Source organism: Psychrobacter pacificensis (assembly GCF_900101915.1).
Classification (GTDB): domain Bacteria; phylum Pseudomonadota; class Gammaproteobacteria; order Pseudomonadales; family Moraxellaceae; genus Psychrobacter; species Psychrobacter pacificensis.
Genome location: NZ_FNAL01000021.1, coordinates 40861 through 48588 on the forward strand (window position 1 = coordinate 40861; position 7728 = coordinate 48588).

The window sequence follows — 7728 nt, forward strand, 5'->3', positions numbered from 1 at the left end:
GAGCGTATCTGTTCGCTACAACTGTGTTTTTTCACTCTACTTTTAATCGTTTCTAGTTTTGGTGGCTCTTAGTTTTAATATTCAAATATGGCCAGACATTTTTCTGCTGTAGTACAAATTTTTGTTCTTGGTAATACAAACCTTTATTAGTACAAAAAAGCTGCCCATACATTGTGTATGGGCGGCTTTTTGATGCGTGATAGCTGGGTTTTAATCTAGCTTGATCAAACTTGAGAGACCAAAACTACCCAACCTCAACACTCGTTACATTCTGAAAGCCTCGTGGTAACCGTCCGCCGCGATTACCGCGAGTGCCCGTATAGTTAGCCAAGTCATTTGGCTTGAGTGTCACGTGGCGTTTGCCAGCAGTAATGACGAGGCTGTTTTGTAAACTGAGTGGCGTAATAGCCAGCACTTCTTCATCATCTTTCAGCTTAATCAGTTTGTTTCCTTTACCGCGAGCCTGTTCGGGCAAATCATCGAGGGCAAATATTAGTAGATATCCGGCATTGGTTACCACTGCGACATGGTCAGGCGTTATCTCTAACTTGGTGGTCTCGTCGTCAGTGTTATCCGCCATTTTTACTGGCGCATCGATACGAGCGACAGACAGCAGGCGACTATCGGCAGCGAGGTTAATGACATTCTTGCCTGCCTTTTGATTGCTGTCTAAATTACCAAGGGTGTTGATAAAGCCATAACCTTGCGAGCTGGCAAGAATGATGCGTTGATCGTCAGCACCAGTCAATAGCTGCTCAAAGCTGGCACCTGCTGGCGGTTTTAACACACTGGTCAGCGGATCGCCTTGACCACGCGCGGAGGCAAGGTTGTGCGTATCAATACTATAGCTGCGTCCTGTACTATCGAGGACGTAAATTTTCTCATTGGACTTGCCGCGCACGTGCGCTTGATAACTGTCCCCTGAGCGATAACTCATACCAGCGGCATCGACATCATGGCCTTTGGCCGCGCGAATCCAGCCCGCTTTCGATAGGATAGCGGTGACCGGCTCGCTCGGTACGAGGTCTGACTCTTTTAATGCTTGTGCTTCTTCGCGTTCTGCTAATGGCGACACACGCTCATTGCCGTGTTCTTTCATATCGGCGGTGAGCTCTTCAATCATCAGATTGGTGAGACTGTCTGGATTGTCCAAGTACTCTTGGATGGTGGCGCGTTCGGCAGCGAGTTCATCTTGCTCGCGGCGTAGCTCAATTTCCTCTAACTTTGCCAACTGACGCAAACGAATATCCAAGATAGCATTGGCCTGAATATCAGTCAGGTTATAGTCCTGCATCAATGTTGCTTTTGGATCGTCTTCTTCACGAATGATACGTATGACTTCATCGATATTGAGATACGCAATTAGCAAACCTGCAAGGACGTGCAAGCGCTTATCGATTTTATCAAGACGATATTGCAGACGGCGTGTGACGACTGAGCGGCGACAAATGAGCCATTCTTCTAAGATTTCTTTTAGATTTTTGACCTGTGGCTTACCATTGAGGCCAATCATGTTCATATTGACGCGGTAGTTGCTCTCAAGATCGGTGCTAGCAAACAGATGGCTCATAACGCGATCGACATCGACGCGCGTTGAGCGCAATTCTAATACGATACGACAAGCGTTCTCATGATCTGATTCATCATGAATATCGGTAATCCAAGGCAGTTTTTTATCCGTCATGAGCTTGGCGATTTGCTCTTGGATTTTGTTGCCTGAGACTTGGTAGGGCAGCGCGTCAATAATGACTAAATTCTTCTCTTTGGGGTCGATATGAAAAGTCGCGCGCATTTTGTAACTTCCACGCCCTGTTTCATACATCGCCTGCAAGTCTTTTTTGCTAGTGATGATTTCAGCTGGCGTTGGCAAATCTGGTGCTGGTATTGACTGGGTAAGCTGCTTAACAGACAGCTCAGGATTTTTTAATAAACGAATAGCAGCACGTACCACTTCGTTAAGGTTATGCGGCGGAATGTCAGTTGCCATGCCAACCGCGATTCCTGTAGTGCCGTTTAATAAAATATTGGGCAGGCGAGCGGGTAGAGTGGTTGGCTCTTGTATCGTGCCGTCAAAGTTATCTTGCCAATCGACCGTGCCTTGTCCCAACTCTGCAAGTAGGGTGTTGGCATAAGCAGACATTTTGGCTTCGGTATAACGCATGGCCGCAAAGGACTTAGGATCATCAGGGCTACCCCAGTTACCTTGACCCGTGATAAGCGGATAGCGATAGCTGAACGGCTGTGCCATTAATACCATGGCTTCATAACACGCGCTGTCACCATGTGGATGGTATTTACCGAGCACATCACCGACCGTACGTGCAGATTTTTTTGCCTTGGCAGAGGATTTTAGCCCAAGCTCGCTCATGGCGTAGACAATACGGCGCTGAACAGGTTTTAGGCCGTCAGCGATATTTGGTAGCGCCCGATCCATGATGACGTACATGGCATAATTGAGGTAGGCCTGCTCAGTGAACTCTGCCACTGAGCGAGTATCCATCGGCTCATTAGGAATGATTGGGGCAACAGTAGGATCAATAACATCAGACATAAAATAGACTTCGCTTATGAGTTTTTAATTAGTATGGTTTATATAGTTAGGCATAGTATAGGTGTGAACTGCACCGTATGCTCATTTAGGTTCGGCGCGATATTCACGTAAAAATAAGATAGTGCTATCGTAAAGGATATTGATCCAATTAAAAAGACATGTATCAGAATATACGACAGCTCATGACGTGCTTATACTGGCTTTTATAGACTTTACTTGCCATGTCCCCTTACGTGGCTTTTATAGATAAAGTTAAGTATAGTAAACCTAACATTTATTTTTAATAAATATCTTAGAGTGACAGTGCCGAATTAGTGACAGAACCGGCGCAGCTAAACCGAGCAGCGACAAAGAGAAGAGGGAGCTTACTGTAACTTTACGCCGCTCACTGGGCCAGCTGATGCCCTCGAGAGCACAGGCGAAGGCAGTTTTATTATGTAAATATTGTGTCTAAAATAAAAGAGATACTGTGGGTAAAATTCAGTGACATGACCAGTTTTTGTTGGTATAAATAATTGATATTAATGAAAATATCAGCCGTCAAGCCAGTTTGAGAACTCGTATAACAATCTTTTGTATTGAGTAGTCTATATAAAGTGTGTATGTTAATGAACAAAGGGCTATTTACCACTACATTGTTTGCTCATCACCTTACGACTATATCGCAGCCTCGCTTGTCATCATGATGGTGAGACTGCGCTCTGGTTTTTCGTCTGTTTATCACACTGTGATTTGCATGAGCTGACGGTAATGTATTATTACTAGGAGAGAAAAGATTATGGAAGATCAAGGTAACCTGATTCGTCGCAACGACAAAGTATGGCTCAAAACATACGAAAAACTTGGCATTCAGTATGATATTGATATGCCGCCAGCCAACACCTCATTGATTGATATCATTGAGCAAAACTTTATCAATCATGCAGGCAAAACGGCGTTTGTCTGTATGGATGTTAAGCTGTCTTACGAAGAGTTGGATCTCTATAGTAAACAAGTTGCCGCTTACCTTCAGTCATTAGGACTACAAAAAGGCGATAAAGTGGCAGTAATGATGCCTAATATTTTGCAGCTACCAGTTGCGGTGCTAGGGGTGCTACGTGCTGGTATGACATTGGTCAACGTCAACCCACTTTATACCAGCAAAGAGCTGTCACATCAGTTAACAGATTCAGATACCAAAGTTTTGATTTTGCTTGAGAACTTTGCCAAAACTTATGAAGATATCGGCCAAGACCTCGTCGATCATGTCGTAGTTGCCTCAATGGGTGATATGATGAGTCCGCTCAAGGGCTTTATTGTCAATGCCGTGGTACGTCACGTCAAAAAAATGGTGCCTGCTTATCATATCAAAGGCAGCGTCAAGTTCAAAAAAGCAATGAACCTTTTTTCTGCTAAAAGCTATAAACGTCCTAACAATATCAGCCTCGATGATGTCGCTGTACTTCAGTACACGGGCGGTACGACAGGGGTGGCCAAAGGCGCTATGCTAACGCATGGTAACTTGGTGGCTAACTTGATCCAAAGCGATACTTATTTAGGCGATACTTTTGACAAGTTTGAGAAGAGTAATGAGCAGCCAGTGATTATGACGGCACTGCCGCTATATCATATTTTCTCATTTACTGTTTGTGGTATGTTTGGCCTATACCGTGGTTGCATCGGGCTGCTAGTACCAAACCCACGTGATCTACCAAGTTTGATCAAAGCATATAAAGACTATCCACCCGCATTTTTCCCAGCAGTGAATACGTTGTTCACCGCCTTAGCCAATAACGCAGAGTTTAAGTCTTTGGATCATAGTAAGCTGGTCTCTTCAATGGGCGGTGGTATGGCAGTACTTGGCTCAACGGCTGAGCAATGGCAGCAAGTGACGGGCAACGTCATCTCGCAAGGCTACGGCTTATCTGAGACAGCACCTGTGGCCACTGCCACCCCCATGGGTAGCACCGTTTTTGATGGTACGATTGGTCTACCAGTACCTGGCACCGATGTTGCGATCTTGGATGAAGAAGGCAATGAAGTGGCCTTGGGTGAGCGTGGTGAGATTAGTATTCGTGGTCCGCAGGTAATGAAAGGCTACTGGAAGCGTGATGACGCGACTGCTGAGGTTATGACGTCTGACGGTTATTTCCGCACAGGCGATATCGGTATCATGGATGAAAACGGCTACTTTAGAATTGTCGATCGCAAAAAAGACATGATTTTGGTCTCAGGCTTCAACGTGTATCCAAATGAAGTAGAAGACGCCATGTCCACCCATCCAAAAATTTTGGAATGCGGGGTTATTGGCATTGATGATGAGAAGAGTGGTGAAGTGCCCAAAATTTATGTGGTACGTAGTGACGCTAGTCTGACCGCAGAGGGAGTCATTGAGTATGGCAAAGAAAACCTAACTGGCTACAAACGTCCTCGCCATGTTGAGTTTATTGACGAGCTACCAAAATCGAACGTCGGTAAAATCTTACGTAAAGACTTACGAGCACTCGAAGAGAAAAACCACGGTTAATCTACGAAGGCTTATGTTTAGATGGGGTTTTATCACTGGCTATTTATAAGTACCTCTATGATTGATTGGTACTTGTAATATGCTGAGTAACCAGATTTAGTTATTGTTATAACCAAAATGATAAGGTTGTCTCGTGCTGCCTTATCATTTTTTGTCTTTGTGCCTGTTGTGAATAGTGAGGCATAAGGAGTATAGATAGAGAATTTTTAGTAAAAATGCTATAGTGCCAGCCAAGAGGTTTTTGCATTTATTTATAATAGAGTGATGATTTTACTCAATATGACTTGCAAAGCGATTACTATAAAAATGATATAGCTACGCTGACCTGTGAGCTCATTTAATACGATTTCACCATGCTGCATCAAACATTACACCATCAAAAAAACAGAGTTTTTATATAAAGTATTCTATGTTTTTAACAGTAATATTTAAGGAAAATTATGACGGACAATATCAATAAAGAGACAACAGATAATAACGCTGGCACCAGTGATAAAGGCAATGCATCTGAGTATATTTATCAAGACAATGCATTCCCTACTATGCCGACTATCGCCAGTGACAGTCCATGGTTGAGCGCTTATGAGCGTTATAGCATTGATGCTACGATTGAGATGCCAGAGGACAGTACCTCTTTACTTGATGTGTTTGAGCGTAATTTTAACCGTTATGGCCAAAAAACGGCCTATATCTGCATGGGCGCCTCGATTAGTTTTAAGCAATTGGACCTATATAGCCGCCAGATTGCCAGTTATTTGCAATCGCTAGGGTTGGTTAAAGGCGATAAGGTTGGGGTTATGATGCCCAACCTCTTGCAGTATCCGATCATCGCGCTAGGTGTCATTCGCGCCGGTATGATACTCGTCAATGTAAACCCTTTATATACCAGTCGCGAATTGTCCCATCAGCTCCATGACAGTGGTGCCAAAGCCTTATTCATCGTTGAGAATTTTGCGAAAACCTATCAAGATGCCGAAGATAAAGGGCAGATTGAGCATGTTGTCGTCTGTAAGATTGGGGATATGCTGGGTACGGTCAAAGGGGTCGTGGTCAACCTCGTCGCTCGTCATATCAAAAAAATGATTCCTCCTTATCGAATCCCAAATAGCGTGAGCTTTAAGGAAGCATTGAGCGCAGTCTCTGCCAGTCATTATGAGCGTCCTGAGTTGAACTTGAGTGATGTGGCATTACTACAATATACAGGCGGGACGACAGGCGTGGCGAAAGGGGCAATGCTATCTCATGGCAACTTAGTCGCCAATATGCTACAGGTTAATGCACTGATGAATAGTGCATTCGAAGATGATATAGACAGCAGAGATGTCATCTTGACAGCACTGCCGTTGTATCATGTGTTCTCATTTATGGTATGCGGTATATGTAGCATGTACCAGGGTTATACAGGCTTGCTTATTCCTAACCCGCGCGATCTCGATGGGCTTATCAAAGAGATGGGTAAATACAAACCTTCTTTTATCCCAGCTGTGAATACGCTATTTAATGGCTTAGTGCACAAAGACAGCTTTGCAGACCTAGATTTCTCTAATCTAAAAGCCTCTATCGGCGGTGGTATGTCCGTATTGCCGAGCGTTGCCAAAGAGTGGCATAAAATCACAGGTCTACCTATCGTTGAAGGCTATGGACTATCTGAGACGTCACCAATCGTTGCTTTTAACCCAATGACCATCGCAGAGTTTACTGGCAAGATTGGTATTCCTGCACCTAGCACCGATGTCGTGCTCATCGATGAAGAAGAAAACGTCGTCGCGCTGGGTGATCGCGGTGAGATATGCGTCAAAGGTCCACAGGTGATGATTGGTTATCAAAACCGTCCAAAAGAAACAACCGAGTCCTTTACCGCGAGTGGCTACCTAAAAACCGGTGACATTGGCATTATGGACGAAAAAGGCTTTATCAAAATTGTTGATCGCAAAAAAGACATGATCTTGGTATCTGGTTTTAATGTATATCCAAATGAAATCGAAGAAGCCATGAGTGAGCATCCAGCTGTGGTAGAGTGCGGTGCCATTGGCGTTCCTAATGATGAGCGCGGTGAAGAGCCAAAAGTATTTGTGGTCAAAAAAGGCGATGTTACCGAAAAAGAGCTGCTTGAGTACGGCAAAAAACAACTGACTGGCTACAAGCGTCCGCGTCACATACAGTTCGTTGACGAATTACCAAAGTCGAACGTTGGCAAAATCCTACGTAAAGAATTGCGTAAGATGGAAGGCTTAGAATAGCCTCTATCGTCCATTCTTGCCTAACTGACGGCGCAATGGCGGGCGTGAATCTTGCCATTGCGCCGCTGTCACGTTAGGATATCTTAAGATTTTAGTCTATAGTCAGTTCAAAATAAAATTGTTATGGTTAGGACAAACATCATAAAACAACTTGGATAAGTCGTTTTCCAACCAGCCTTGGCGTAGAAACTTTACTTGTGCCCATTTCTTTTCAATAGGGTTCAAATCAGGGCTGTACGGTGGCAGCCATAGAATACGATGACCATGCCTATTCAGTAGCTTTTGAATGCGCTTCTTCTTATGAAATCGAGCGTTATCCATCACAATCACGCATTTGGTTTTAAGACTTGGGATTAGGGTTTGTTTGCACCAGTTGTAGAATATGCTGCTGTTAATGTTGTGCTTAAAGTAATCTAGTGCAAACAGCATCT

At 44.1% G+C, this 7728-nt stretch carries 4 protein-coding genes; 2 read left to right on the plus strand and 2 right to left on the minus strand.

Annotated elements, in window-relative coordinates; all coding sequences use genetic code 11:
* Window positions 1-244: 244 nt before the first annotated feature.
* Window positions 245-2551 (minus strand): DNA topoisomerase IV subunit A, encoded by a 2307-nt coding sequence (parC, locus tag BLR43_RS11105; protein WP_093071093.1) that lies wholly within the window; start codon window positions 2549-2551, stop codon window positions 245-247.
* Window positions 2552-3329: 778 nt separating this feature from the next.
* Here parC and BLR43_RS11110 point away from each other — a divergent pair.
* A complete protein-coding gene (locus tag BLR43_RS11110; RefSeq protein ID WP_093071095.1) occupies window positions 3330-5057 on the plus strand; it encodes an AMP-binding protein in 1728 nt (575 codons plus the stop codon).
* 440 nt (window positions 5058-5497) lie between these two features.
* Window positions 5498-7297: an AMP-binding protein gene (locus tag BLR43_RS11115; RefSeq protein ID WP_093071098.1), complete on the plus strand. Its 1800-nt coding sequence runs from the start codon at window positions 5498-5500 to the stop codon at window positions 7295-7297.
* 102 nt (window positions 7298-7399) lie between these two features.
* Here the strand turns inward: BLR43_RS11115 and BLR43_RS11120 are convergent.
* A partial coding sequence (locus BLR43_RS11120) for a transposase (RefSeq protein WP_208855958.1) occupies window positions 7400-7728 on the minus strand: 329 nt, incomplete at its 5' end.

Excerpts from the sequence above, each read along its gene's own strand:
- parC (WP_093071093.1), bottom strand. The coding sequence starts at position 2,551 with ATGTCTGATGTTATTGATCCTACTGTTGCCCCAATCATTCCTAATGAG.
- BLR43_RS11110 (WP_093071095.1), top strand. The coding sequence starts at position 3,330 with ATGGAAGATCAAGGTAACCTGATTCGTCGCAACGACAAAGTATGGCTC.
- BLR43_RS11115 (WP_093071098.1), top strand. The coding sequence starts at position 5,498 with ATGACGGACAATATCAATAAAGAGACAACAGATAATAACGCTGGCACC.